Origin of the sequence: Campylobacter blaseri, assembly GCF_013201895.1 — a bacterium.
Lineage (GTDB): Bacteria > Campylobacterota > Campylobacteria > Campylobacterales > Campylobacteraceae > Campylobacter_B > Campylobacter_B blaseri.
This window is the reverse complement of the sequence record NZ_CP053841.1, coordinates 1318067-1343033: the sequence shown is the minus strand read 5'-3', so window position 1 is coordinate 1343033 and position 24967 is coordinate 1318067. Positions and strand designations below refer to the sequence as shown.

Here is a 24967-nt window from a genome sequence, read left to right as displayed (position 1 = left end):
TATCCTTTTAAGTTAATGAGCTTGTTTGATATAAAATTGCAAGCTCTTTATAGAAATCTTCATAGGTATGAGTTTCTAAAATGCCTTGATTTGAAAAAAGCTCATCATAGATTTTTTGAAGATTTTTAAATCTATTTGGGAAAAGATCGCTTAAAATTATAGCAGAAATTTCTTTTCTCATTAAAATTGGAGGAGGGAGAATTCCGCTATATAAAAGCTCTCTTAGTGTACTGCTATGATACTTCATATGGCGGTGCTGTCCGTGTGGGCAAGTTTTAGTGCTAACTATTGTTTTACACTCATGACAGTAAACATATTCAGGCATAACTAAAATTTCAAGATCAAAATTTTTGCCTATTTTATCAGTTATAGAGTGTGCTTGGTTTTTATTAAAAAACATTCCAATTGCACTATGGTTTTGTCCTATTACAAATTTATTTGCACCAAATTTATACGCAGAAATACACTCTAGTATAGGGCTTTTATGTCCTGTAAAAAGAGGGGTATTTTTAAGTGGAATTATTATTGCTTTTTTTCTTGGTAGAAAATTATTTACAAAATATTTTAGTGTTTTTAGTCTTAGTTCAAAGTTTAAACTATTCTCTTTTGAGCTTCTTATTAAAAAAATAATAATCATATCAGCTTTATCAATTGTCATTCGAATAAGTCTTTCATGAACCCTATGAAAAGGGTTTGCACTAAGCATTAAGGCTGTAACTTTTTTTAAATTTAGCTCTTTTTTAAGTCCATATATTTTGTCTTTTATCTCTTTTATTTTGGTATTAAATATATTAATCTCTCCACTTAAGCAATACTTTCCTTGAAGATGATTACCAATTGATGTTGAGATGGAATTTGCACCAAATACAGAGCGAGTTTTCCAGCTATTTTTATACTTAAAATTGGTTTTAACTTTTATAGTTCCTACAATTTTATTATCTCTTATCAGATCTATTATTTCATCTTTTTTTGCACTCTGTATAACCTCTTGGTTTCTTTTCCCTCCAGGGGCAAAGATAAATGCATATGGCATAAACTCATCGTTTAGATGTTCAGTTTTCATAACTTCATCTATCTCTTTTTCGTTCATCAGTGAGTTAAACTTTGAAAAAATTTGATTTTGTATGAGCATAAGGGTGCTATATGCCTCTTGATTTATATGAATTTGTCTATTTTTTTTTGCTGATGCCATATTTTTTTCTCTTCTCCCATAAGGATTTTCTTGAAATTCCAAGTTTTTTTGCAAGGTCAGTATCTGAAAAAGAGTTTTGGTAGTTAATCAATATATGTTGAAAATATTCATCAACGGTTAAAATTCTATCTAAGAAATTTGCACTTTTTACAGTTACGCATTTTGTTTCAATCTCTTCATCTAAATTTGTTGTACTTATTATAATATTTTTTTTATTAATAAGTGTTAGAAGGTAAGTTTTTTCTTCATTTTTAAGTAATTGGTAGTTGATTAGATACATTGGCGTTTTAAAATTATTAGATTTAATCTTTGAAAAAGAGTTAGGCTTATCTAAAAGTATGATTTCAAATTCCAAATTTTTAAATTTAAAAAAATCAAAGGCAAATTTATCTGCAAAAATTTGACTATTAGTTTTTATAAAAAACGGTAAATTTATTTTATAAAAATTACTATTTTCTTTATCTATTAGCGAAAAAAAGAATTCAATATATTCATCATAGGATTTTTTTAATTTTTTAATTCTATTAAATTCTTCAAAATGATGAATTTTTCTTACTAGTTCTTCTATCATAAAAGGTTTTTGTATGTAGTCATCTGCCCCTGCTTGAATAGGCTTTGATACAGTATCGTTGCTTATATAGGATATCAAAAGTATTATGACAGAGTCCTTGAAATTTTCTATGATTTTATATAATTCATCTCCAAAAATATTTGTTGATAGTAAAAGAGTATCAACATTTTTACACTCTAAAATATCTTTTAAGTCTGTTAAAATTTCACAATCATGACCCAAGGACATTAGTTTTCTAGATATGTTCTGAGCTAGGTAAATTTCATTTTCTACTATGAGTATTTTCATAATTTTTCCAATCAAAATACTTTAAACTAACAGTAGCTATAGTAGCTATACCTTCACTACGCCCTACAAAGCCAAGTTTTTCTGTTGTTGTAGCTTTAATATTAACCATATTTATACCTAAAATTTCTTGAACTTTTTTCTTCATATCTTTTTTATAAGGGCTTAATTTTGGCTTTTGTGCCATTATGGTTATATCAGCATTTATAATTTCATATCCAAAATTTTGCACTTTTTGCATAACATCTTTGAGGAGTTTAGATGAGCTAATTCCTTTATAAGAGTCATCATTATCAGGATATAGCTCTCCTATATCTCCCATGCCACAAGCGCCCAAAATAGCATCTATTAAAGCATGCAAGGCAACATCACCATCGCTATGTGCTATAAACTCATATTCACAAGGAATTTTAACACCACAAATCCAAAGACCATTACCACTTTTTAATTTATGCACATCAAAGCCATTTCCAACAAAGTTATCATTTGAGGGTGAAGGCAAATTTAAAAGGGCTAAATCACTTCTATGTGTAAGCTTAAAGGCTGTTTTTTCACCATCTATAAAGCCTAGTTTTCCACCAACACTAGCTATAGCCATACTATCATCTGTAAATGTTTTATTTTGTGCTAATGCTTCTTTTAAAAGCTCTGTTTTGCTTAACTGCGGTGTTTGAATTAGTTTTATATCATCTCTATTTATAATTTTATCTCTTAGATATGCTGTGTCATTAACCTTTAAAAAAGGACTCACACAGTCAAAATCTTTGCCTTTTGATATTATAGAGTTTAATAAATTTGATGAAATTTGAGCCCTTGCCACATCGCTTACTAAAACATATTCGCTATTAACTAACTCTAGTGCATTTTTTAAAGAGAGCTGCCTTTCATCTCCTCCATATACATAGTAAAAAGAATCATCATAACTTTCCATATATTCACATTCATTTTTATTTGCAACTATTATAATTTTTTTAAAATTAAATTTATTTTTAAAGTCTTTTGCAACAAATAGCCATAGTGGATTATGATCTATCCTAATCCACTGTTTTTTTACAGGCAAACCCATTCTTGAAGAGTTTCCAGCTGCTAAAAGAACTAAAGATATATCCAATAAAAATCCTTTTTTTGGTAGATATTATACAAAAAAATAATATAAATAAAATTAAAGGTTATTTTATGCTAATAGCTTTATGTTTATTGCAATTGGTTTTACTTCTCAAATATTTAAATTAAATTAATAGAGTAAGTATTAAAAAAATAATAGCTTAGCCATATTTTACAAATATTTAAATATATTTTAAACTGATATTTAATATCATTACAAAATAGATTATTTTAATTAAGTCACTAAAAAGGAAATTAATGTATAAAATTACTAAAATTAGTATTTTAACTTGTATGGTTTTATCATACGCAAATGCTCTAGAACAAGTTAAGCTTGATAAGGTGGAGGCAGAGGCAAATGATATTTATATAAAGTCAAAAGCTATAAGCACTAAAAAAATAGAGCAAGGCTCTACGCAAAATTTAGATGATATAGTAAGGTCAGTTCCGGGGGCTTTTACAAATTTAGATAAATCATCAGGGACTATAAATATAAATATTAGAGGTGTTAGTGGATTTGGTAGAGTAAATACTATGGTAGATGGCGTCTCTCAAACATTTTATACAACATCAGCAGATGGCGGAGCAATGAATGGTGGAACTGCTTCTTTTGGGACGATGATAGATCCCGGGTTTTTAAATAGTGTTGATATAGAAAGAGGTAGCTTTAGTGGAAGAGGTGGTGCAAATTCATTAATGGGTTCAGCGAATTTAAGAACTATTGGTGTAGATGACATAGTAAGAGCTGGAAGAAACTTTGGTTTTATGACAAATTTCATAGCTGGAAACAATGCCACTGGTCCAAACTATTTAGGAGCCGTTGCTTTTAAACACTTCTTTGAAAATGGTGCTTATGTAGGGGGTTTGTATGGTTATAGCCATAGAAAAATTTCTCAATCTTATGAAGTTGGAGGAGGCGATAAAATAGAAGGTGAAACCTTTAAGTTTAAAAAATTTGATAAAGCAGGAGATGCTATATATGAAGATTCTAAAGGAAGGGAATACTATTCAAAAGGTAAACCTCCATATAATCCATCTGAACTTTCACAAAAACCAAAAGGGAATCTTGCAAAGGTTGAATATGGCGATGAATATAATAAAGTAATATTATCTTATAGAGATTATAAAACATCACTTGCAGGAAGAAGTGTAGAAAATAATAACTATCAATTAGAGTATAATCTAAAATCTCCAAATAGCGACAATATCGATTTAAATTTGATTTATGCACTTAATACAGGAGAGCAAGACTACACAAAAGGTGCAAGATTTACAGGTGTTGAGCTTCTTGAAAATTTAAAAACAAAAAATACTGCAAGAACATTTGATATAAGTAATACTTTTAGTAATGATTTTAATTCAGGTGCTAATTTAAAAACAACTATAGGTATGAATATATTAAAAAATAAATATACTAAAAGTAGACATCCATCAGAATTAAACTTTAAAATAGCCAACAATAGTGCAGAAATGGGTATTGGACTTTTAAAAAATGGATATGAAACAAATACTCTTTATCCAGCAGGGGAACAAGAATTTAATACTTTTTATATAGATAATGAGCTAAATTATGATATTTTTACTTTTAGCTTTAATGCTAATTGGAGTAAATACAACTTTACAGGAGAGAGGTTTGAGAGACTTGATAGGTTGTTAGCAAATTTGCGTCAAAAAGCAAATAGTGCATTTAGAGATAAAGATTATGATAGTGCTAGAAAATATAATAAAATGATGGACGATTTAAATGCTAAGCATTGCGGTCGTGATGAGTATGGTTACTCTAACTATTGTGATGATTTTTATTTATATAAGGGTAAATTAATAAGCGAAGAAGAGTATGACGATTTAGATATCGATGAACAAGAAAAAACAGATAAATATATTCAAACCGCAAATGAAAAACTTTTTGATAGTGGAAGTAGAAGATACTTCAATTACTCTTTGGGGACATCAGTATATTTGCATGATTTATTTAGTCCATTTATAAACTATTCCAAAACTCATAGAGCTCCAAATATAAAAGAGATGTTTTTTTCTGACTTTGGAAGTTTTGGAGTAAATAGTAGTCTAAAACCAGAAACAGCAAAAACTATCCAAGTTGGGTTTAATTCTTTTAAAGAAGGGTTATTTAGTGAAGATGATGAATTTGGTTTTAAATTTATTGCTTATAATACAAAAATAAAAGATTATATTCATAATAAAAAAGGAATGGAATATCAAAATGAAGCTGGTGAATATTATATAAAACATTATAATTATCATAAAGATGTAACCATCAAAGGTTTTGAAGTTGAAGCAAATTATGATATAGGTTGGTTATATCTTAATTTAGCTTATGCTCATCAAACTACAAATCAACCATTAAATTTTACAGATTCAAGCCCAAGAGTAGATGATTTGATGTCATATTCTGAAAAATGGTTACAAGGGTATGGACTTACTAAAGTTACAATGCTTCCAAAAGACTATGCTAGTTTAGATATAGGAACAAGGCTTTTTAATAATAAATTAACAATAGGTGGAATTACAAAATATTATGGTAAAAGTAGAATTTCTTCAAATACATTAGAAAAGGTACCTTGCCCCGGAACAATGATAGGAGGTGCTGGTATAAGTGATGTTTGTGGATATACAAAAAAAGAAAAAGTGTTAGAAAGACAACCTGTAATTTTTGATTTTTATACCATATATCAACCTAATGAGAATTTAAGTATCAAATTTGAAATTCAAAATTTCTTTGATAAAAAATATATAAATCCACTTGATTCTAATAATGATTCAGCTAGTCAGTTTTTATTTGATTTAGGTGTTGGAGATGATTACTTATATGCATCAAATAACTATGCAAAAGGTAGAACAACAATGCTAAGTTTTAGTTATAAATATTAAAAATTTTAAAGGAAAAATTATGGAAATTTTAAAGGAAAATATCGATTATATAATAATAGCAATTTTAGGGTTTATGAGTTTTTTAGTTGTTTGGTTTACTATAGAGCGAGCTATTTTTTATTCAAATATTAAATTTGAAAATTATAAGAGTAAAGATGAGTTAGAAGAAAAACTTACTAACAATCTAACTCTTCTTTATATAATATATTCAAATGCACCATATATTGGTTTACTAGGAACGGTTGCTGGTATTATGATTACATTTTATGATATGGGTATGAGTGGAGGTATAGATACAAAAAGTATAATGGTTGGACTATCTTTAGCATTAAAAGCAACTGCATTAGGGCTTATAGTGGCTATACCAACACTTATGATATATAATGGTTTTATGAGAAAGGTCGATGTTATATTAAATAAATATAAGGCAATAAAATGAGTATGCCAAAAAAAGAGGGGTTGAATGTAATCCCTTTAATTGACATAATGCTTGTATTGCTCGCTATTGTTCTTAGCATATCGACATTTATAGCACAAGGCAATATTCCTATAGATTTGCCAAATAGTAAAAGTGCTGTTCAAAATGAAGAGAAGGAAAAAGTCGTTATAGTTATAAATAAAGATAATGAATTTTTTATTGATGATGTGAAGATTGAAGAGGAAAATTTAAAAGATGAATTAGAGCAAATAGATTCAAAGACATTAATTCAATTAAAAAGTGATAAAGAAAGTGTATATGAATCTTTTGTAAAAGTTATAGATATATTAAAAGAAAAGAAACATGAAAATTTTGCCATTACGACACTTACTAAATGATAGACCGAGTTTAAGTGGGTTTTTAGCATCAGTTCTTTTTCATGGCTTGATAGCTTTATCTTTTGTTAATTTTTTAAATGAGGTAAAGCCATTAGCACAAGAAGAGATGACTAGTATAAGTCTTGATCTTTTTAATCCAGCATTAGAAGAATCCATAGCTCAAACTAATGAAGAGCAGATTTTAGTTGATGAAGAGCCTGTGGAAGAGGTGGTAGAGGAAATAGTAGAAGAAGAAGCGGTAAAGGAAGAGGTGATAGAGGAAATAGTAGAGGAGCCAAAACCAATTATAGAAGAAAAACCAAAACCAATTGAAAAACCAAAGCCCAAACCAAAACCAAAACCAAAACCAAAAACTAAGTCTTTAGCAAAAACAACTTCAAAAGATTCTAACGCTAACGCAACTAATATTCGCTCTGCAAACAATGCAGTTGGTGAGTTTAACTTTGCAACATCAAAAGGTGATGATAGATTTGCAAAAATGCAAAGAACTATAAAAAAACATCAACTCTATCCAAAACGTGCGGCTAAAATGAGGCAACAGGGAATAGTTGAAGTTAGCTTCGTATTTAAAAAAAATGGAACTGTTGAAAATATAAAAGTTATAAAAAGCTCAGGATATGAAGTATTAGATGATTCAGCTATTAAAACAATTCAAAAAGCTTTTAAGGAATTTCCTGTTTTGGATAAAGATTATTTGATTAAAATACCTATGTCTTATAGGTTAATATAATTTTTAGATTCTTTGTCTTGGTAAAATATGATAAAGAATCTAAATTTATATTTTGTTTTTAATAATTGTTAGTGTGGGCGAGATAATTTAAATAATCTACTATTAATTAATATGTCCGTTGCACATCTCCATATCAGGATGAAGTGATATTTTGTTTTTATCGTTAATCATAATTTTACCTTTTTTTATTAAAAATTCATAGGCACTATTTGCGTCCATATTATCACTTGAGCAAGCTTGAAATTTGCAATCTTTTCCAAAAAGATTATCTATATAATCTATAAATTCCTTTTTGCTTTCAAATTCTTTGTTTGTGCTTTGCATATTTATTAAAATTTCATGTACATGTTTCATATTTTTCCTTTTTATATTTTTATGATATATTATACTGTTTGGGATTTAAAAAATTGTTGATTTGTGTCAACTTATATAAAATTTCCAAAAAGATATATTTTATAAATTTTATACAAAAAGATATAATTGTATTTTATTATTGAAAAAGGTCTGTTTATGAAACTTAAAGAGAGAGTTTTGCACTCTTTTATTTTTGAAATTTTTGCTATTTTGATTACTATAATTTTTTTGAATTTTGTCTCAAAAAGTGCTATGGAGACTAAAGTAGGTGTTAGTTTGATAATATCTTTAGCAGCTGTTAGTTGGAATTTTATTTTTAATCTAATGTTTGATAAGATTTTTACAGGGGAGAGGATTAAGCGAGGATTTGGAGTTAGAGTTTTGCATGCTTCTTTGTTTGAACTTGGCTTTTTGCTTTTTACTGTTCCTTTTGTAGCTTTTGCTATGGATACAAGCTTTGTTGCTGCATTTTTTATAAATATAGGAATTACTTTAATTATCTTAGTATTTGCCATAGTTTATAACTGGGTTTATGACAGAGTTAGACTATTTTTTGTTGATAAGTAGTACTACACATATTTTATATAGGCTAGTTCATCTAGTTTTGATATATTAATTGCAATTAATAATCAAATTTTAATCTATTATCTATTTTGTATTTTTTTCTTTGAGGGTTTCCCTCACATCTATAAATGGCTTTTGCTTTTATATCATACACAGATGACCAAATGGTATCAAATCCATTTTTTCTATCATATTGGCATAAAAAACCTTTTTTACCTTGCAACAATTCAAAAGTATCTTTTAATGTATATATTTCATAATTTTGATTTTGAAGTGTTTCATATCTTTTGTGAGAAAAAATATCGTCTATTCCATCATATGCATACTTTTGTAGTTTATTGGTTACAAAATGATTAGTTTTATAATTGTGAGTTTTGCAAATAGAAATATTTTTACATTCTGAATTTAATTCTGCTGACAAAATTTTACCATATCTGTCTATGGCAATTAAATTTTGTGATGAACCAATTAGTATTTTTTGAAGAAATTCATTTACCTCATCCACTGTTTCACATTTTTCTAAAATATACCTTATTAAAAAACCTGCATTAAAACCTAAATCTTTTATAGTAGGATAAACAAATGTTAATCCACACGCTAATCCTTTTTCATTCATACCATCTTCCATTTCAATCATTGCTGTTGTATTTGCGATAAATGAATACCCTTTATCTAGTTTATAAAAAGTACTATCAGATAAATTTTTTACCTCTACTTTAAAATCACTATTTCGTGCAAAAATAATGTTTTGAGAATTTGAAATTGCAACCATTGAACATTTTACATCATAGATAAAAACATACATTACTGCAAGAAATGCAAACACTTTTTCAAATTCTTCCTTTTGCCCATCTGCAAATCCTCTAATTTCCTTTATAATTTCGGGATAAAATTTATAGTAAATACTAAATACATTTTTTGCATAATCAATTTTTTCTTCATTTAAGAACTTATCAAAATCAATTTTTACATTATTTTTATATAAACGATTTCCAAAGTTAAAACCTGCTAAATAATGGCTTTTTGTCCATCTTGAGTGATACATTATTTGCCTTTTTGAATATAAAATATATACGATAATAACACAATAAAAAAATTAAGTAAAGAATATAAATTCTTATAGCAAAGTTTTTAATATGCAAAAATAAAAATATTAACTTATATTTCATTTATTTAAAATATGTATAATCTAGAAAATACTTTATTAGGAGATTTATGAGTATGAATAAAGAAGATGTATTAGAAAAATTAAAAGAGGTTATTTATCCAGGATTTAAAAAGAGTATAGTTGATTTTGGGTTTGTTAAAAACATTGAAATTGGCGATGGAGTGCTTGTTGAAGTTGAGATAGTTTCAAGTAAATCTGAAGTTGCAGCTCAGGTTAGAAATGGCATTATAAAAGCACTTGGAGAAAATACTCAAGTTATTGTAAAACAACCTCAACCACCAAAAGAGAAAAGCAACACTCAAAGTGGTAAAAATATAACACCGCAAATCAAACATTTTGTTATGGTAAGTAGTGGTAAAGGTGGAGTTGGAAAAAGCACAACAACTGTAAATTTGGCTATTTCTATGGCAAAACTTGGTAAAAAAGTTGGTGTTTTAGACGCTGATATTTATGGACCAAATATCCCTAGAATGTTAGGTGAAGAGAGAGCCGAAGTAACAGTAGTTGGAGAAAAACTTAAACCAATTTTGACTCATGGTATTGAGATGATGAGTATGGGAATTTTGATGGAGCAAGGTCAAGGGTTAATGTGGAGAGGTGCTATGATAATGAAAGCCATTGAACAGCTCTTAAGAGATGTTTATTGGAGCGATTTAGATGTTTTATTTATAGATATGCCACCAGGAACAGGTGATGCTCAAATAACTTTAGCTCAAAGTGTTCCTGTAACAGCAGGTGTTTGTGTAACAACACCACAAGTTGTAGCTCTTGATGACACAGCTAGAAGCCTTGATATGTTTGAAAAACTTTACATTCCAGTAGCTGGCATAGTTGAAAATATGAGCGGATTTTTATGCCCTGATAATGGCAAGGAGTATGATATCTTTGGAAAAGGTGGAAGTGAAAAACTTGCAAAAGAGTATAAAACTGAAATTTTAAGTGAAATTCCAATTGAAATCGGCATTAGAGAGGGCGGAGATAATGGAAAACCAATTAGTTTTTATGCTCCTGAGAGTGTTAGTGCAAAAAGATATGAAAAAGCAGCCAATAGACTTTGGGAAGTTATAGAAAAAATAGACAAAGAGGACTTAGCTGGTAACTCAGCTATTCAACCAGATATGGAAGGTGGAGCAAAATGCCACTAAGGAGTAAAATTTGAGCGATATTAAAAATTTAGAAGATTTAACTAAATTTGTTGAAGATGTAAAGACAAAAAGTTTTTACAAAGAGCCTATTGCTTGGGCAATTGGAAAGGTTTATAAAGGCGTAGTTGAAAAAGACAAAACTTTAAGTGTTGATTATGCTGTTGTAAACTATAAAGAAAACTTTGGCTCAGCAGCCGTTCTTTTATGGGCTTTAAACGAATGTGGGACAAAAATTTCAACCAATGAAAGCGAATATGTAGCAAATTTAAATAAAGATGTTGTAGAAAAAGCTTTAGATATTTTTGACTTTTTAGTTGAAGAAGCAAAAGATGATAAACATAGAAATTTGCAAAATTTACTAATCATAGATGAAATTTTAAACAACGAAGATGCTGAAGATGAAGCTAAATTTTGTGTTACATTTTTGTTTGGTGATGAGAAGCCAAAAAGTGTTGAGAGCGTATATTTAAAGCTATATTTACTATCTTTATCAAAAGTTGAGATAAGAGGTGTGAATTTAGATGGAGCATTTGGACTGCTTCCAAATGTTGCTTGGGATGAATATGCAAAACCAATTGAGCTTGAGTGGCTAAGAGAGAATGAAATTTGGTTAAAAATGTCAGGTTCATACCCAGCAATAACAAGCGTTGATAAATTTCCAAGATATTTAAGTCATATAGTTCCAAATGATAGTATTAGAGTGCTTGACACGGCTAAAGTTAGAATGGGTGCTCAACTTGCAAATGGAACAACTGTTATGCCAGGAGCTAGTTATGTAAACTTTAACTCAGGAACAACTGGTTCTGTTATGATTGAGGGCAGGGTTAGTAGTTCTGTTAAAGTTGGAGAAGGTAGTGATGTTGGCGGTGGTGCTAGTATACTTGGAGTTTTAAGTGGAACAAATGGTAATCCTATTAGTATAGGTAAAAAATGTCTTTTGGGAGCAAATTCTGTAACTGGAATCCCGCTTGGCGACAACTGCATAGTTGATGGTGGAATTGCTATTTTAGAAGGCACAAAAGTATACATAAGTGAAGCAAATCAAAAAGCTTTAGCAGAGTTAAATACCAACTTTAAATTTGATAAAGAAATCTACAAAGCCATAGAGCTTTCGCATTTAAATGGTCTTCATTTTAGACAAAATAGCCAAACAGGGCAGATGAGTGCAAGTTTAAGCAAAAGAGCTATAAAGCTAAACGAGGCTTTACATTAATAAACTGAGCTTGTTTTTAACTAAACAAGCTCGCACCAACTCATAAAATTACTTACTTAAATTTAATCTTCTTTTTTATATTAAATATTTTATAGGTTTTTTATCCTTATTTGGCTAAACTATGCGAAAAAATAAGGTGTAAAATGGTAAGTATTCAGAGTTTAACAATGAGATTTGGAACCCATCTTCTTTTTGAAGATGTTAGCTTAGAGCTAAATCGTGGAAATAGATATGGGCTTATAGGTGCAAATGGTGCTGGGAAAACCACCTTTTTAAAAATATTAAGCGGAGAGATTGAACCTACAAGCGGAGAGATAAATATAGATAGTGGTTTTCGAGTAGGTGTTTTAAAGCAAGATCAGTTTGCATTTGAAGATTTTAGCTTAAAAGATGCTGTTTTATATGGTAATAAAAGACTTTATGACGCTATTAAAGAAAAAGAAGAACTCTATATGAGTGAAGAGTTCACAGATTTTATAAATGATAGATTAAGTGAACTTGAAATTATAACAGCTGAAGAAGATCCAACTTATGAGTATGAGACTAGAATTGAGAAAATTCTTAGCTCTTTAGGGCTTACAAACTACGATATGCTTATGAAAGAATTAGAAACTGCTGATAAATTTAAAGTCTTGTTAGCACAAGTTTTATTTCCTAAGCCTGATATTTTGTTTTTAGATGAACCTACAAACAACCTTGATATTGATGCTATTTCATGGCTTGAAAAAGAGCTAAATCGCCATGAAGGAACTTTGGTTGTAATAAGCCACGATAGGCACTTTTTAAATAGAGTTTGCACTAATATTTTAGATGTGGATTTTAAAAAGGTAAGAGAGTTTAGTGGAAACTATGATGAATGGTATATAGCCTCAAATTTACTTACTAAAAAAGCACAAATGGAAAGAGAAAAAAAGTTAAAAGAGAAAGAGGAGTTGGAGAAATTTATAGCTAGATTTAGTGCAAATGCTAGTAAGGCAAGGCAAGCAACAAGCCGTCAAAAAAGACTTGAAAAGCTAGATATTTCAGATATTCAAACATCTTCAAGAAGAGATCCTAGCATACTTTTTAGATTAAACCGTGAAATTGGAAATGAGGTTTTAGAGCTTAGCGATATCGATAAAAAATTTGATGATAAGGTAATCTTAAATAATTTTAATTTTAAAATTGAAAAAGGAGATAAAGTTGCAGTTATTGGAAGAAGTGGTGTTGGAAAAAGCACACTTTGCAAGATAATAACAGCAGAGATAAAACCAGATAGCGGAAATGTCCATATGGGGGCAACTATAGAGCCTGGATATTTTGCTCAAGATACTAATAACAAAATAACAGGTGAATTAAAACTTTATGAATACCTTCAAGATGAAAAAAATAAAGATTTAGATGAGATAAGAAAATGCCTTGGAAGAATGCTTTTTAGTGGAGAAGAGCAGGAAAAAAGTGTTGGAAATTTAAGCGGTGGAGAAAAGCATAGAGTAATGCTTTCAAAGTTAATGCTGATAAAGCCAAATTTACTTATTTTGGATGAACCAAATAACCACCTTGATTTGGAGGCTATCATAGCACTTGGAGAAGCTCTTTATAATTATGCTGGTTGTGTTGTTTGCGTTAGCCATGATAGGGAGCTAGTTGATGCTTTTGCAAATAGAATTATACATATGAAAGGCGATGGAGAGATAGTTGATTTTAGAGGCTCTTTTGAAGAGTATAAAGAGCAGTTTGGAATAAGCTATGAAAGTTAAGATAAATGGTGATATCGTTGAGATTTGTGAGAATTTAAGTGTTTATGACTATTTAGTTAAAAATGGATTTGAAATTTTAAAGGTTGCAGTTGAAAAAGATGGTGAAATTTTGCCAAAAAATTTGTGGAAAAATACACCTATTAAAAGCGGTAAAAGTTACGAGATTGTAGAGTTTGTTGGTGGTGGATGAAAGATAGTTTAAACTCTAGCAATGCAGATAATTTTAAAAGTGAAATTAAAAAGCGAAATTCCCCGCTTGTAAATGAGAAAGTAAAAACAGCAAAAGTTGCGATTTTAGGACTTGGTGGACTTGGTTCAAATGTTTCTGTTATGCTTACTAGACTTGGAGTTGGCAGTTTAGTTTTGGTTGATTTTGACAGGGTTGAAATAAGTAATCTAAACCGCCAAAACTATAATAAAACTCATATCGGAGCTCTAAAAACTGAGGCTTTGTCTAGACAATTAAAAGATATAAATCCCTTTTTAGAGATAAAAACTTTAAATTTAAAACTTAATAGTGAAAATTTAGAGCAAATTTTAAAAGATGAAACTATAATTTGTGAAGCTTTTGACAATGCAAATTTAAAAGCAATTTTAATGCAATATGCACAAAAAAATCCAAACAAATTCTTTGTTTTTGGAAATGGAATGGGCGGATTTGAAAGTGGAAATTTGATGAAAACTACTAAATTTGGTAAAAATTGCTACATTTGTGGAGATTTTAAAAGTGATTTTAAAAACGGAATTATGGCACCTAGAGTTATGATTTGTGCGGCATTGCAAGCAAATGTTATACTTCGTTTGATATTAGAAGAGTTTGAGGCATAAAAGGAAGACAGTGGAAGATATTTTTAAAATAGGCAAAAAAGAGTTTAAATCAAGATTTATCTTGGGTTCTGGAAAATTTGATCTAAATTTGATAGAAGCTTGTGTAAAAGAGGCTGGTGCACAGATAATAACAATGGCACTTAGAAGAGTAAATGAGAGTAAAAGTGTAAATATCTTAAACTACATTCCAAAAGATGTTACTATTTTACCAAATACAAGCGGAGCAAGAAATGCTAATGAAGCCATTCGTATAGCAAGGCTTAGCAGGGAGCTTACAGGGGAGAGTTTTGTTAAACTTGAGGTAATTGATGATAGCAAGTTTCTTTTTCCAAACAACTATGAGACACTAAAAGCTACTGAGACTTTAGCAAATGAAGGTTTTAAGGTATTTGCTTATATGTATCCTGATTTAGGTATTGCAAGAAGTTTGCAAAATGCTGGTGTTACTGCGATTATGCCTTTAGCTTCGCCAATTGGTAGCAATCAAGGGCTTGTTATGAAAGAGATGATAAAGATACTAATTAACGAAATAGATACACCAATCATTGTTGATGCAGGCATTGGCAAGCCATCACAAGCTTGCGAGGCTATGGAGATGGGTTGTGCAGCAGTTATGGCAAATACAGCAATTGCAACAGCAAAAGATATAAAATTAATGGCAAGAGCTTTTAAAAATGCGATAATAGCAGGCAGAGATGGATATTTAGCAGGGTTTGGAAATGTTAGAAATAGGGCAAATGCAAGCTCTCCACTTACTGGATTTTTAAGAGATTAGTTATGAAAAATCAAGATTGTATGCAGTATCAAGATGGAATAGTTGATATAAAAAGTGAAATTATGGATGAGGTTTTAGAAAAAACTTCCAAATTTGATTATAAAAACTATACAAAAGATGATGTTTTTTCTGCACTTGAAAAGAAAAATAGAAATTTAGATGATTTTGCGGCACTACTTAGTGTTGAAGCACAAAACTATTTAGAAGATATGGCTCAAATTTCAGCCATTGAAACTAGGGCTAAATTTGGAAATAATATCAATATTTTTACACCTTTATACATCTCAAACTATTGTGATAGCACCTGTGTTTATTGCGGTTATAGTGCTAAAAACAAGATTCAAAGAGCAAAACTTAGCTTAGAAAATATAGATCTTGAACTTGAAAATATAGCAAAACTTGGAATTGAAGATATTTTGATTTTAACAGGGGAGAGTAGAGGCAAATCAAGCGTTGAATACATTGGCGAAGCTTGCAAGAGGGCAAAGGAGCTGTTTAAAGTTGTAAGTATTGAAATTTATCCATTAAATGTTGATGAATATGCATTTTTACATGAGTGTGGGGTGGATTTTGTAAATGTTTATCAAGAAACATATAATCCTAAAAAGTATCAAAAGATTCATCTAAGTGGTGAAAAAATGGTTTTTCCATATAGATTTAACTCACAAGAAAGGGCTATTTTAGGCGGTATGAGAGGTGCTGGTTTTGCTGCACTTTTAGGAATTGATGATTTTAGAAAAGATGCTTTTGCGACAGGACTTCATGCAAATTTAATATCTAAAAAATACCCACACGCAGAAATTTCACTCTCTTGTCCAAGACTTAGACCGATTATAAATAACTCTCGTATAAACCCACAAGATGTTCATGAAAAAGAGCTTTTGCAAATAATTATGGCTTATAGGCTTTTTATGCCTTTTGCTACGATCACAGTTTCAACTAGAGAGCGAAAAAACTTTAGAGACAATGCTATAAAAATTGCTGCAAATAAAATTTCAGCTGGAGTTAGTGTGGCAATTGGTGGACATAGTAAAAAAGTTGGAGATGAGCAGTTTGAACTAAGCGATTATAGAAGTGTAAAAAGCGTTTGTGAGGATATAAAAAAAGATGGCTTTTATCCTTTAATGAGTGAATATATCTATGTCTAATTTGGTTGTAATAACAAATTTAGAGCAATCAAGCAAGGATTTAAAAGAGAAAATTTATAACTTTTGCCTATGTGGTTGTGTTGTTGCTTTAAGACTAAAAGAGCTTAGCGAAGATGAATATATGAAATTTGCAAATGAGATTTTAAAGCATTGCAAAGGGTATGAAAAACAGATTTTTTTACATAATTTTATAAATGTTGCTTTAAAACTTAAGCATAAAAATATCTGGCTTCCACTTGATGTTTTGGAAAAAAACAGAGATATTTTAATAAATTTTAACAAGATAGTAGTTTCTGTTCATAATATAAACGAATGTCAAAAAGCACTAAATTTTGGTGCAAATATCCTTTGCGTTAGCCATATATTTGAAACTAATTGCAAAAAAGACCTTACACCAAAAGGTTTGAAATTCATAAAAGAGGCAAAAGAGAAGTTTAATGTCCCTATATACGCACTAGGTGGGATAAATCAAAGCAATTTTAAAGAGTGTTTAAATGCAGGAGCAAATATGGTTTGCTCAATGAGTGGGGCTATGAAAAGTAAAAATGAAAAAGAATTTGCGAGTAAATTTATATAGAGTTATTTAAAAAATCTTCAGTGGCAATATCTAAGACTTTAGAAATTTTTGCAATATGCTTGATATTAAAATCGTGGTTATTTTCTAAGCTCCTCACGCCCTAAATAAGCATAACCACTCATCCCTATTTCAAGAGCAAGCTACATTTGTGTGTATTTATTTTTCAAAAATCTCTTTTGCAAAAATTGGAATGCATAAAAACTCAACGCCTTGTATTAAAAATGGTTTAGTAAATTCAAAAAGCTTTTTAAACTCATCTAAATTTAGTGATAAATTTATAAAAGCTCCATTTTCGTTAAACTCTTTATCTGCTTTTAACTCCTCTTTTGTTAAAAAGTGTTCAAATCTTGAAATGAGTGCAAAAGGCACAAAAAAGTGAAACTCATCTTTTAACTCATATGGAAGTAGTTTTGCTTCATCTATAGCTAAATTTACACTTGAACTATAAGCTCTTACAAGACCGCCAGTTCCAAGCTTTATACCACCAAAGTAGCGAACTATAAAAACACCACACTCTATCAAATTTGCACCTCTTAGTGCATTTAGTGCAGGTGGTCCACTTGTTCCTTTTGGCTCACCATCATCGCTTTGGTTTTCTACGATTTGTAAGTATTTATTGTAATGTCTATAAGCCCAAACTATATGAACTGCTTTAGGGTGCTCTTCTTTTAATTTTAAGTGGAAATTTTCAAACTCGCTCATAGGAACTAGGTAGGATAGAAAATTTGATTTTCTTATCTCTTGTTTTACTGTTGAAAGTGTGTTTATGGTAAACAAAATAATCCTTTGGGCTAAACGAATTAGCCCAAATTATATCTAAAATTATGATTCTTTTCTAGTTTTAGCATCTGGAGTAAATAGAGGTTTACCCATTAGTTTAAAATCTTCTATGAATTTTTGACCATCATCGCTAGTTATCCAGTTGATAAACTCTGTTGCATTTTCATAGTCAGCTTTTTCACAATTCTTAGGATTTACAGCGATTACTGAATAGAAGTTTTTCAAATTTGCATCACCTTCACTTATGATTTCAAAGTCAGATTTTCCACCTAAACCATGCTCATATTTTATAAAAGTTCCTCTATCTGTTAGAGTTACACCCTTTTGCTCAGCTGCGATATTTATAGTGCTTATCATGCCTTGACCTGTTTGGTTATACCATGATTCTTTTTCTGGAGCTTGTCCAATTGCGGCTTTCCATACAGCGATTTCTTTATTGTTTGTTCCGCTTTTATCACCACGGCTAAAGAATTTAATCTTTTCATTTTCAATGATTTGGAAAGTCTCTTTTAAGCTTTTATTTTTAAATTTATCAGCTAGTGATTTATGTCCTATCAGTATAAAGTCATTATACATTACAGGAGTTCTATCTATACCATAACCCTCATCAACAAACTTTTTTTCAACTGCTGGAGAGTGAACAAAAAGTATATCAGCGTCGCAGTTTTTTCCCATTTCAAGAGCTTTGCCTGTTCCAACTGCAGTCCATTTTATGTCAACACCTGTAGCTTTTTTATAAACAGGATAGATATCGTCTAAAAGCCCTGTATTATCTGTACTTGTTGTAGTTGCCATAACAAGATCTGTATCTTTTGCATTTAGACTAAATGCTACTGCTAATGAAAGAATCGTCATTAGAATATGTTTTTTCATATTAATCCTTTTAATTGAATGTTATGCAATAGTAACATATTAAATTTAATATTTGGCAATTCTAGAATAAAATTGTGAAAATTAAGCATATTTTGATAGAAATTTTAATAAACTTTAAAATCATTGAACAAAATAAGGCTAAATTTGGATTTTATATTACAAGGAATTTACGAGGCATTTCATCTGCTCTTAACAGGTGATGAAGAGACATATTTTGCTATAAAATCAACTATTTATACTTCTAGTATAGCTATAATGATAACTCTTTTTATAGGTATGCCACTTGGATTTTGCTTAGGATATTATAACTTTAGAGGTAGAAAAGTATTAAGACTTATAAGCGATACAGGTCTTGCTATGCCAACTGTTGCAATTGGGCTTATACTTTATGCTTTGCTATCTTATCGTGGTCCACTTGGTTCATTTGGTCTTCTATTTACATTAAAAGCAGTTATTATAGGTCAAATTTGCCTTTCACTTCCAATTGTTATATCTCTTACTGCTAGTGCTATTGAAAATATGGATAAAAAACATATGCTTTTACTAAAAAGTTATCATTTAAGTGGGTTAGAAAGTGTCAAGGCAGTTTTATTTGAAAATAGATATTCGCTTATGGTAGTGGTTGCAAGTGCCTATGGTCGTATAGTGGCTGAAGTTGGTGTTGCTATGATGATAGGTGGAAATATTAAGTGGTTTACAAGAACTATAACAACAGCAATCTCTCTTGAAACTAATAAAGGTGAGTTTGCTATGGGTATAGCTTTGGCATTTGTTCTTATAGCAATTGCATTTTTGGTGAATTTATCTATAGTTGGGCTTAAAAGGTTTGATAGGTGATTATCTCAAATTTAACTCAAACTTATAAAGATACAAAAGTTTTAAATATTAAAAACTTAAAGATAGATGAAGCTACCATAACTTCGCTTATGGGAAGCAATGGAAGTGGTAAAAGCACACTTTTAAAAATTATAGCTAATGTAGAAGAGCCAAAAACAGGAACTATAAAAAGCAAATTAACCCCTAAAGATATATCTATTTTATTTCCTGAACCTGTGTTATTAAAAAGAAATGTAAGAAAAAATTTTATTTTTGCTTTAAGGTCAGCTGGGTTGCTAGATGAATTTAATGAAAGAGTTAGTGAAGCACTTAGCCTTGTTGGGCTTGATGATAGCTTTTTAGATAAAGATCATTATGCACTTAGTAGTGGTCAAACACAAAGAGTTGCTTTTGCTATTATTTTGGCATTAAGAACTAAGCTTATACTTTTAGACGAGCCTACAAGTAGTGTTGATCTCTCAACAGCAAAACTCTTTTCTAAGGCAATTGAATATATTCATAAAAAGTATAATTGTGGTTTTATAATTGCAAGTCATGATGAAAAATGGCTTAGTGCAATTGCTAAAGATAGTATTTTTTTATATGGTGGAATTGTTGGAGAATTTGAGTTTAAAAATGTTTTTAATGTAGAAGGTGGAGATATTAACTTTGGAGATGATTTAAGAATTTCACTACCAAATCAAGATGAAGATCCTAAATATGTTGCAATTGATTTGGAAAAAATTAAGCTAAGTAAAACTAGAGAATATGGCTATTATAAAGGAATTCTTCACTCTATATCTATTATTTACGAGACAAAACTACTTATTAAAATAAAATTTGGAGACTATCTTTTAAAAAGTATAATAAATCTTGATGATAATTTTAAGAAATCACCATATATTACAGGCGAAACAGTATATTTTAAAATTGATGATAGTGCTTATTTTACTCTTTGTTAAAATTTGATATAATTAATTAAAAAGGAATTACATGATACAGACTTGCCTATTTCCAGCAGCAGGGTATGGAACTAGATTCTTACCTGCTACAAAATCACTTCCAAAAGAGATGCTTCCAATTCTTACAAAACCTTTAATTCATTATGGTGTAGATGAGGCACTAGAAGCTGGTATGAGTAATATGGCTTTTGTTACAGGGCGTGGAAAAAGAGCTTTAGAAGATTACTTTGATATAAGTTATGAGTTAGAACATCAAATTTCAGGAAGCAGTAAAGAGAGTTTGCTTAGCGAGATAAGAAATTTGATGCAAAAGTGCACTTTTTCATTTACTAGGCAAAAAACTATGAAAGGCTTAGGGGACGCCATAAATAAAGGCAGAACCTTAGTTGGAGATGAGGCATTTGGTGTAATTTTAGCAGATGATTTATGTATAAATGAAGATGGCGTAGGTGTGATGTCACAACTTCTTGAAGTTTATGAGAAATATAGATGTTCTATAGTTGCTGTTATGGAAGTTGATAAAGAAGATGTATCAAAGTATGGGATAGTTGAGGGAAAATACATTGAAGATAATTTGCTTATAGTAAACGATATGGTTGAAAAACCAAACTCTAATGAGACAAATAGCAATCTTGCAATAATTGGAAGATATATCTTAACACCAAACATATTTCACTTTTTAGATAAAACAAAACCTGGTAAAAATGGAGAGATTCAAATAACAGACGCACTCTTAAAAGAGGCAAAAGATGGTATGGTTATGGCTTATAAATTTAAAGGAAAGCGTTTTGATTGTGGTTCAATTAAAGGTTTTGTAGAAGCCACTAAGTATTTTTACGAGCTACAATATGGTAACGAATAATCTTAAATTTAGCGAAGTTGATATAGGCTCTATAGAGGCGTATAGTAAAAGAATAAATAAAGAATTTGAAGATGGAAAAATAGGCTATTTTCACCTGCCAAAAGCTGATAATAAAAGAGATTTTGAAAGAGTAGATAATTTTACTAAAGATAAAAATTTTAAATACTTAGTTGTGATTGGAATGGGTGGTTCATCCCTTGGAACAAAGGCGGTTTGTAAGCTTTTGAGTGATAATAAGGATAGTAAAAAAGTCTATTTTTTAGATAATCTAGATGTTTCAAGTATTGATTTTATACTAAATTTAGTAGTATTTGAAAAAACTTTGTTTTTCATAGTGTCAAAATCTGGAACAACGATAGAAACTACTACTATATTTAAGTATATAATTAAGAAATTTGATATTAAAGATTTTAGCAAAAATTTTTTATTTATAACAGATAAAAACTCAGCCTTAGAAAAATTTGGAAAAGAAAATAGTGTTGAAATTTTTAATATTCCTGATAATGTTGGTGGTAGATTTAGTGTATTAAGTTCAGCTAGTTTGATACCTTTAAAAATTGCGGGATTTAATGTAGAAAAACTCCTTAAAGGTGCAAAGCATTGTAGCGATGAGTTTTTTATAAAAGGTGATAAAAGGATACTCCAAAAAGCATATCACTACGCAACGCATAAAAAGGCCAATATAAATGTTTTATTTAGTTATTCTGATAAATTTGACCATTTTAATGAATGGTATGTCCAGCTTTGGGCAGAAAGCATTGGTAAAAAAAGAAAATATAAAAGATTTGGATTGACGCCAATAGGAATAATAGGAAGCAAAGATCAACACTCTTTTTTACAGCTTATAATGGATGGGGTTAAAGACAAAACTGTAACTTTTATAAAAGTAGTAGAGAGTAAAGATGATAGTAGCTTAAATTTAAGTCTAAAATATTTAGAAAGTAGCGATTTTACAAATTGTCTTTGTATTAGTGAGATTTTAAACTATCAATGCGATGCAACTATGCAAGCTGTTTTAAATGAGGGAATTAGTGTGGATTTGATAACTATAGATATACTTGATGAGTGGCATGTTGGGTATTTAATGTATTATTATATGTTACTTACTAGCATTGTGGGAGTAATGTTTGGGATAAATACTTACGACCAGCCAGGCGTTGAAATAGGTAAGACTATTTTGAAAACTATCATCAAAAAGGATAGAATATAAATTTTTAGATAATAATAATTTTCTTTTAAGAAAATATATGCTATAATATTACTAATATTTAAAAATAAGGAGATTAATATGTCAAAAGTTGTAGAACAATTAAATCAAATTCAAGCTGACGCACTTGCGTTAAATATAAAATTTCATAATTATCACTGGAATGTATTAGGAAAACAATTTTTCTCGATCCATAACTATACAGAGGAAGCTTACGATGACTTTTTTGAGTTATTTGACGAAGTAGCTGAAAGAGCTATTCAAATCGGCGGCAAGGCTTTGGTTGATGCTAAAAAAATGATAGAAATGTCAAAAGCCCCAAAAACTGACAAAGATAGTTTTACTGATAGGGAAGTGGTTGAGCTAGTTAGAGAAGACTTTAAATACCTTTTAGGTGAATTTAGAAAACTTGCAGAAATTGCAGACGAAGCAGGCGATAGACCAACTACAGCACTAGCTGAAGATAATATCGCTAAGTATGAAAAATCAATTTGGATGCTTAATCAGACATTAGCTTAATCAATTATGGTGCCTTTTGGCACCACTTTCTTTTTAAAACTCTTTTATTAATTTTTAGACCATAATAATAAATAATTTAAATTTCTAAATTAGATTGCAGTAGTGCTTCGGTTTTTACTTCTAACGCTTTTGAAATTTTATAAATATGTTCTAAGTTAAAATGCTTTCCATAGCGATTATTTTCACAATTGGAATAAAAAAGCAACTGATTTTATGCCTATTTTTAGGGCTAAGTCAAGTTGGCTTATTTTTTTGATACTCTTAAATTTCTTAATTATTTGATATTTTTTATAAAAAGCATCTATTTCATCTTTAGTTGAATTACTAAAATTTTGCATAAATTTATCCTATAGGATAAATTTAATACAAGGAGTTTGAAATGAGTTTTAGTCGTTCATCAAGTAAAAGTTCAGGAGCAAAGAAAAGTTACTCATCTGCTAGAGCCCACCAAAAAGTTGGTCAGAGTTTTGGTGGATATACAAAAGTTCGCACTAGTAGTGGAGATTTTAAAATGAAGCCAACTAATAAAAAGTCATAAATTTAAATGTTACAACTTAAAATTAGTTGTAACATTTGTCATATTTTATAAATATAAGGATATAAATGGGACGTATTTTTGATGGATTTGTTGGAATAATATTAGATATATCTCTTTTTTGGCTCTATTTTAGCAGGCATACCAGAATTAATTATGATTATAGTTGCATTTTTTGTTGGAGCAGTTTTTTAAAAGGAATAGCTAAATTTTTATTAGATATTTTTGGCAAATAACAAATTTATAATATATAAATTAAGTATTTTAATAAATTTAAAAGGTTTTAAAATCTAAGTTTTAAAAATTTAATAAAATAAGTTAATTTCTATTATCAGTATTTATGTAAATTAAACCAAAATAGTTTTTGCACACTCTTATGGTCTTGAATTGCATCTTTCATCTTAATTATAATTTATATTCAATGCAAAAAATATACTTTTGTTATATATTTTATTTAAAAACTATAGATATATAATTTTTTGTTTTGTATTTGAGATATTCAAAATTTAAATATGTTATTATTTGTTTTATTTTTAAATTTATATGGCACATTATAGGATAATTTTTTAGATATTATTGATATGATTTTAATTTTGTCTTGTGTATCCACTCTAATATTTGCTTAGCATGAAAAATATAAAAAAATAAATAGCAAGATTAAAAATATATGAAGTTGGCTATCTTAAACTAGCCAACAGTAGATTTAGTTACAAAATTATTTTATAACACCACAAATCATTCTAGGACCACCACCACCTAATGGCTTTGGATGATCATGATGGTTATCTCCGCCAACATGAATCATTAAAGAATGTCCTTTAAGCTCATTTAGCGTTTTTATTTTTGGAGCTAAAACAGGATAGTTTGCCACACCTTCGGCATCAGCAAAAAGAGCTGGTAAATCTCCTTTATGACCACTATCATCCCATGGAAATGAATGTTTTTTTGCATTTTCTGGGTCCCAGTGACCGCCTGCTTTCATGCCTAAGCCTTTTTCAGTCGCACCGCAATCTCCATTTTCATGAACGTGAAAGCCATGTATGCCGCTTTCAACACCTTTTAGATTTGGGAAAAATGCAACACCATATTTGGTTTCTATGGCTACAACTTCGCCTACATTTTTGTTGCCATCTTGGCTTAGTTGATCCATTTGGATAACTAAATGGTTGTCTTCTGTTTTTGGATCGAATTGGCTTTCTTGAGCAAATAGCATGCCACAAACAAGAACGCTTAATGTAATAATTTTTTTCATATATATCCTTTCATAAAATAATATAGTAATAATTATATCAAATAAATATAAACAATAAAATTT

At 29.6% G+C, this 24967-nt stretch carries 27 protein-coding genes and 1 pseudogene; 19 read left to right on the top strand and 9 right to left on the bottom strand.

Annotation, left to right across the window (positions count from 1 at the left end; translation table 11 throughout):
* Positions 1-7 precede the first annotated feature (7 nt).
* From CBLAS_RS06745 to CBLAS_RS06735, 3 genes are read right to left on the bottom strand one after another with little or no spacing between them, the layout of a single operon-like run.
* Positions 8-1192: a sulfate adenylyltransferase gene (locus CBLAS_RS06745; RefSeq protein ID WP_106872451.1), complete on the bottom strand. Its 1185-nt coding sequence runs from the start codon at positions 1190-1192 to the stop codon at positions 8-10.
* Complete coding sequence (locus CBLAS_RS06740; RefSeq protein WP_106872453.1) at positions 1170-2051, bottom strand: response regulator; 882 nt, start codon at positions 2049-2051, stop codon at positions 1170-1172. The genes CBLAS_RS06745 and CBLAS_RS06740 overlap by 23 nt, the downstream gene beginning before the upstream one ends.
* The gene (locus CBLAS_RS06735; protein ID WP_277620710.1) at positions 2026-3159 is read right to left on the bottom strand and encodes a bifunctional 2-C-methyl-D-erythritol 4-phosphate cytidylyltransferase/2-C-methyl-D-erythritol 2,4-cyclodiphosphate synthase; all 1134 of its coding nucleotides are present in this window, start codon (positions 3157-3159) and stop codon (positions 2026-2028) included. The genes CBLAS_RS06740 and CBLAS_RS06735 overlap by 26 nt, the downstream gene beginning before the upstream one ends.
* 251 nt (positions 3160-3410) lie before the next feature.
* Here CBLAS_RS06735 and CBLAS_RS06730 point away from each other — a divergent pair, with 251 nt between their 5' ends.
* The 4 genes from CBLAS_RS06730 to CBLAS_RS06715 are packed head-to-tail and all read left to right on the top strand — an operon-like array spanning position 3411 to position 7587.
* Entirely contained in the window at positions 3411-6041 is a 2631-nt protein-coding gene (locus tag CBLAS_RS06730; protein ID WP_106872455.1) for a TonB-dependent receptor domain-containing protein, read from the top strand.
* 19 nt (positions 6042-6060) lie between these two features.
* Entirely contained in the window at positions 6061-6480 is a 420-nt protein-coding gene (gene exbB / locus CBLAS_RS06725) for a TonB-system energizer ExbB (protein WP_106872457.1), read from the top strand.
* Positions 6477-6857 carry a TonB system transport protein ExbD gene (exbD, locus tag CBLAS_RS06720; RefSeq protein ID WP_172658193.1) on the top strand — a complete coding sequence of 127 codons (381 nt, stop codon included), beginning with the start codon at positions 6477-6479 and terminating at the stop codon, positions 6855-6857. The genes exbB and exbD overlap by 4 nt, the downstream gene beginning before the upstream one ends.
* Positions 6823-7587, top strand: coding sequence for an energy transducer TonB (locus tag CBLAS_RS06715; protein ID WP_123057886.1), 765 nt, complete (start codon positions 6823-6825; stop codon positions 7585-7587). Before exbD ends, CBLAS_RS06715 begins: the two co-directional genes overlap by 35 nt.
* 102 nt (positions 7588-7689) lie before the next feature.
* Here the strand turns inward: CBLAS_RS06715 and CBLAS_RS06710 are convergent, their stop codons facing one another.
* Positions 7690-7941: a DUF2492 family protein gene (locus tag CBLAS_RS06710; RefSeq protein WP_106872463.1), complete on the bottom strand. Its 252-nt coding sequence runs from the start codon at positions 7939-7941 to the stop codon at positions 7690-7692.
* Positions 7942-8097: 156 nt separating this feature from the next.
* Here CBLAS_RS06710 and CBLAS_RS06705 point away from each other — a divergent pair, with 156 nt between their 5' ends.
* Complete coding sequence (locus CBLAS_RS06705; RefSeq protein WP_106872465.1) at positions 8098-8508, top strand: PACE efflux transporter; 411 nt, start codon at positions 8098-8100, stop codon at positions 8506-8508.
* 55 nt (positions 8509-8563) lie between these two features.
* Here the strand turns inward: CBLAS_RS06705 and CBLAS_RS06700 are convergent, their stop codons facing one another.
* Positions 8564-9550 (bottom strand): C45 family autoproteolytic acyltransferase/hydrolase, encoded by a 987-nt coding sequence (locus CBLAS_RS06700; RefSeq protein WP_106872467.1) that lies wholly within the window; start codon positions 9548-9550, stop codon positions 8564-8566.
* A gap of 176 nt (positions 9551-9726) precedes the next feature.
* Between CBLAS_RS06700 and CBLAS_RS06695 the strand changes: the two genes are divergently transcribed.
* From CBLAS_RS06695 to CBLAS_RS06660, 8 genes are all read left to right on the top strand, one after another.
* On the top strand, positions 9727-10818 hold the full coding sequence (locus CBLAS_RS06695; RefSeq protein ID WP_106872530.1) for an Mrp/NBP35 family ATP-binding protein: 1092 nt from the start codon (positions 9727-9729) through the stop codon (positions 10816-10818).
* Between the two features lie 10 nt (positions 10819-10828).
* Positions 10829-12031 (top strand): tetrahydrodipicolinate N-succinyltransferase N-terminal domain-containing protein, encoded by a 1203-nt coding sequence (locus tag CBLAS_RS06690; RefSeq protein ID WP_106872469.1) that lies wholly within the window; start codon positions 10829-10831, stop codon positions 12029-12031.
* Between the two features lie 143 nt (positions 12032-12174).
* Complete coding sequence (locus CBLAS_RS06685; protein ID WP_106872471.1) at positions 12175-13770, top strand: ABC-F family ATP-binding cassette domain-containing protein; 1596 nt, start codon at positions 12175-12177, stop codon at positions 13768-13770.
* Positions 13760-13960 carry a sulfur carrier protein ThiS gene (gene thiS, locus CBLAS_RS06680; protein ID WP_106872473.1) on the top strand — a complete coding sequence of 67 codons (201 nt, stop codon included), beginning with the start codon at positions 13760-13762 and terminating at the stop codon, positions 13958-13960. The genes CBLAS_RS06685 and thiS overlap by 11 nt, the downstream gene beginning before the upstream one ends.
* A complete protein-coding gene (gene thiF, locus CBLAS_RS06675) occupies positions 13957-14598 on the top strand; it encodes a sulfur carrier protein ThiS adenylyltransferase ThiF (RefSeq protein ID WP_106872475.1) in 642 nt (213 codons plus the stop codon). Before thiS ends, thiF begins: the two co-directional genes overlap by 4 nt.
* A gap of 10 nt (positions 14599-14608) precedes the next feature.
* Entirely contained in the window at positions 14609-15373 is a 765-nt protein-coding gene (locus CBLAS_RS06670) for a thiazole synthase (protein ID WP_106872477.1), read from the top strand.
* 2 nt (positions 15374-15375) lie between these two features.
* The gene (gene thiH, locus CBLAS_RS06665) at positions 15376-16521 is read left to right on the top strand and encodes a 2-iminoacetate synthase ThiH (protein ID WP_106872479.1); all 1146 of its coding nucleotides are present in this window, start codon (positions 15376-15378) and stop codon (positions 16519-16521) included.
* Complete coding sequence (locus CBLAS_RS06660; RefSeq protein WP_106872481.1) at positions 16514-17098, top strand: thiamine phosphate synthase; 585 nt, start codon at positions 16514-16516, stop codon at positions 17096-17098. Before thiH ends, CBLAS_RS06660 begins: the two co-directional genes overlap by 8 nt.
* Before the next feature lie 156 nt (positions 17099-17254).
* Here CBLAS_RS06660 and CBLAS_RS06655 read toward each other — a convergent pair whose 3' ends face one another.
* The gene (locus tag CBLAS_RS06655) at positions 17255-17875 is read right to left on the bottom strand and encodes an IMPACT family protein (protein WP_106872483.1); all 621 of its coding nucleotides are present in this window, start codon (positions 17873-17875) and stop codon (positions 17255-17257) included.
* A gap of 45 nt (positions 17876-17920) precedes the next feature.
* Positions 17921-18751 carry a tungstate ABC transporter substrate-binding protein TupA gene (gene tupA / locus CBLAS_RS06650; RefSeq protein WP_106872485.1) on the bottom strand — a complete coding sequence of 277 codons (831 nt, stop codon included), beginning with the start codon at positions 18749-18751 and terminating at the stop codon, positions 17921-17923.
* A 144-nt stretch (positions 18752-18895) separates the two neighbouring features.
* Between tupA and tupB the strand changes: the two genes are divergently transcribed.
* The 5 genes from tupB (at position 18896) to CBLAS_RS06625 (ending at position 23117) form a co-directional block, all read left to right on the top strand.
* Positions 18896-19588 (top strand): tungstate ABC transporter permease TupB, encoded by a 693-nt coding sequence (gene tupB / locus CBLAS_RS06645; RefSeq protein WP_106872487.1) that lies wholly within the window; start codon positions 18896-18898, stop codon positions 19586-19588.
* Positions 19585-20529, top strand: coding sequence for a tungstate ABC transporter ATP-binding protein TupC (gene tupC, locus CBLAS_RS06640; protein ID WP_106872489.1), 945 nt, complete (start codon positions 19585-19587; stop codon positions 20527-20529). The genes tupB and tupC overlap by 4 nt, the downstream gene beginning before the upstream one ends.
* A gap of 31 nt (positions 20530-20560) precedes the next feature.
* Positions 20561-21391: a UTP--glucose-1-phosphate uridylyltransferase GalU gene (gene galU / locus CBLAS_RS06635; protein WP_106872491.1), complete on the top strand. Its 831-nt coding sequence runs from the start codon at positions 20561-20563 to the stop codon at positions 21389-21391.
* On the top strand, positions 21378-22601 hold the full coding sequence (locus tag CBLAS_RS06630) for a glucose-6-phosphate isomerase (RefSeq protein ID WP_106872493.1): 1224 nt from the start codon (positions 21378-21380) through the stop codon (positions 22599-22601). The genes galU and CBLAS_RS06630 overlap by 14 nt, the downstream gene beginning before the upstream one ends.
* Before the next feature lie 78 nt (positions 22602-22679).
* The gene (locus CBLAS_RS06625) at positions 22680-23117 is read left to right on the top strand and encodes a Dps family protein (RefSeq protein WP_106872495.1); all 438 of its coding nucleotides are present in this window, start codon (positions 22680-22682) and stop codon (positions 23115-23117) included.
* A gap of 76 nt (positions 23118-23193) precedes the next feature.
* Here the strand turns inward: CBLAS_RS06625 and CBLAS_RS06620 are convergent.
* Positions 23194-23455 (bottom strand): annotated as a pseudogene (locus tag CBLAS_RS06620) (helix-turn-helix domain-containing protein).
* 41 nt (positions 23456-23496) lie between these two features.
* Between CBLAS_RS06620 and CBLAS_RS06615 the strand changes: the two are divergent.
* A complete protein-coding gene (locus CBLAS_RS06615) occupies positions 23497-23655 on the top strand; it encodes a hypothetical protein (RefSeq protein ID WP_157940036.1) in 159 nt (52 codons plus the stop codon).
* Positions 23656-24367: 712 nt separating this feature from the next.
* Here the strand turns inward: CBLAS_RS06615 and CBLAS_RS06610 are convergent.
* A complete protein-coding gene (locus CBLAS_RS06610; protein ID WP_106872497.1) occupies positions 24368-24904 on the bottom strand; it encodes a superoxide dismutase family protein in 537 nt (178 codons plus the stop codon).
* Positions 24905-24967: the final 63 nt, after the last annotated feature.